Consider the following 2,098-nt stretch of genomic DNA (forward strand, 5'->3'; position numbering starts at 1 on the left):
AAGTGTTGCACTTCAATTTTAAATCGGGGGATTGTTTTTATTGTAATTAATATGAGCTTACTAAAAATAAACGACTATTTAATCACCTTAACAAACTGTCTATTAGCAGTTACATACCCTCCAGAAACTGCATAACGCAAAGTACCAAACTGCTTAAGTGAATCGGGATGTGAATACTCGTACTTTGCGACTTTCAAAATTGTCCCCTTCTTCACTTTGCTGAGGCGGTGATTAAAGTTGGCGTTGTTATAACGATACAACGTCTTTTTAACCTTAATCTGCTGAGGTTGTCTCACGTAGCCATTAATCACTAACTTACGGTTACCAGTAATGTATAAACCATCACTCGTCATGTAACGCGTTGTCAGATTGTGACGAACGAACTTCGTCACTTTAATCCGCGTCCCCTGCTTAAAGTGTTTCGCCTTGCCAGTCAGATTCTGATTGGTATAAGCGTTCACCCCGTTTGGATTAATCACCGTTAAGGTCTTGTGGTTAGATTGATAATAAACCGGCCGAACGTACTTCCACGAACCGGTAATATAGCCAACCTTTCTGGCTGATTTACTGTGATGATTAACATCTCTGACTTTTAACCGTAACTTGCCGGAATCGTCAGTGGATCGACCTAACACAACAAACATTGGCCGGTTAATTCTTGGCTTCTGAACGTATTTGAAAATGCGTTCTGATTGCTTGAAATTCTTATTTTGATAGAGATAGATGTTATTAATCGCATAGACAACCGTTTTCTTCTTGGTGTTCTTATTCGTTTGATTATCGTTGTCAGGCTCTTTGACGACTTGATGATCACTTTCAGTCTTCCCGCCAGTGTTATTGTTTGGATGATTGTTCACGTGATTATCGGAGTCGTTATGACTGTCGGGGTTGATCGGGTTGTTTGGATTAACAGGACCCGGATTAACGGGACCCGGGTTAGGAGGAATGACGCGATCCTTTTGATATTTAAAAGTAATGGTGGCATCTTTATCAAGTTTACCCGTTAAAGTTGGACTGGTTGTCAGCGTGTACCCTGAAATCTTTGGCGCGGTTTCCGTGTACGTTTCACCAAAAGGAACTTGTTTAGTGACTGGTTTTTGGCCGGTAATTGGCTGGTTATTTTCATCAACATAGTTGACAGTCAATATATTCGCAAATTTTTCATAAACATAAGTGTTGGTGGACCCTGGATCAAGGTTAGAAAGAACGCTGCCGTAATACTCTAAAACTTCTAGCGGATAAATATGTTGGTAGGTAATGTCCGATATGGGCACATCAGCTCGCTGGCCAGCAAAAAGTTTGTTGGCAGAAAAGACAAAGGTCCCATTCGGATCCTGTTTTCGCATCACCAAAGCGGCAAATCTGTAATTGGCAATTTCAATCGGAAAATTAGGATCATAGCGCGGCTTGTCAGCATTATTGTAAACTTCGGCTTCCTTTAACTGCTTACTATTAACATCGGTATAGAACCGTTTAACTTTGTCGGCTTCTTTATTTTGAGCATCACTCGTTAAAGTGATCTTATTAGGCTTAGTCGATTGGTGATCCTCATAGACAATGTAAACGTCCACAGTACCGTCATCGGCGAGCCGTTTCGGATAATTAGCGTAAACGTATTCGAAGTTAGCAACTTTATCGTGTTGATCACGATAATAATACTTTCCACTGGGGCCCTCAATATCCGTATAGTAGCCTCTATAGGTGTAGCGGCCATTATCAAAAGTCATCTCCAAATATTTTGACGCATCGAAAGATAAATCAAAGTATTTATAGGACTTTGGCACGGTAATTTCTTGATCATTAAACGGGAGATCAAGTGGGTCGCCGTAAAGATCAACGCCGTGTAAAACATATTTAATTTCTGCCACATCAGCGGAAACTCGGGTGGCATTAAATGGTGAAAAACGATGGTTATCATTGAAATTGGAATGATTCATTAAATTAATTCCAAAGATAATCATTAAGGTCATTAGAACCGTTGTGAAAAATCCTAGCAGCCGATTTTTGGCAGGATTCATTTTTTTGAACAAATTTGACATAATCATCACCCTTCCCCTCTCACAGGTGGTCGTAATGTCTAAAGTTCCTAAGTTTTATC

Annotated in this window: 1 protein-coding gene; it reads right to left on the reverse strand. The window is 40.0% G+C overall.

Annotation, left to right across the window (positions count from 1 at the left end; translation table 11 throughout):
• Positions 1 to 74: 74 nt before the first annotated feature.
• Positions 75 to 2,039, reverse strand: coding sequence for a DUF5776 domain-containing protein (locus tag FD47_RS15745; RefSeq protein ID WP_175576986.1), 1,965 nt, complete (start codon positions 2,037 to 2,039; stop codon positions 75 to 77).
• Positions 2,040 to 2,098: the final 59 nt, after the last annotated feature.

The sequence above is a fragment of the Lentilactobacillus parafarraginis DSM 18390 = JCM 14109 genome (genome assembly GCF_001435895.1).
In the GTDB taxonomy this organism is placed as follows: domain Bacteria; phylum Bacillota; class Bacilli; order Lactobacillales; family Lactobacillaceae; genus Lentilactobacillus; species Lentilactobacillus parafarraginis.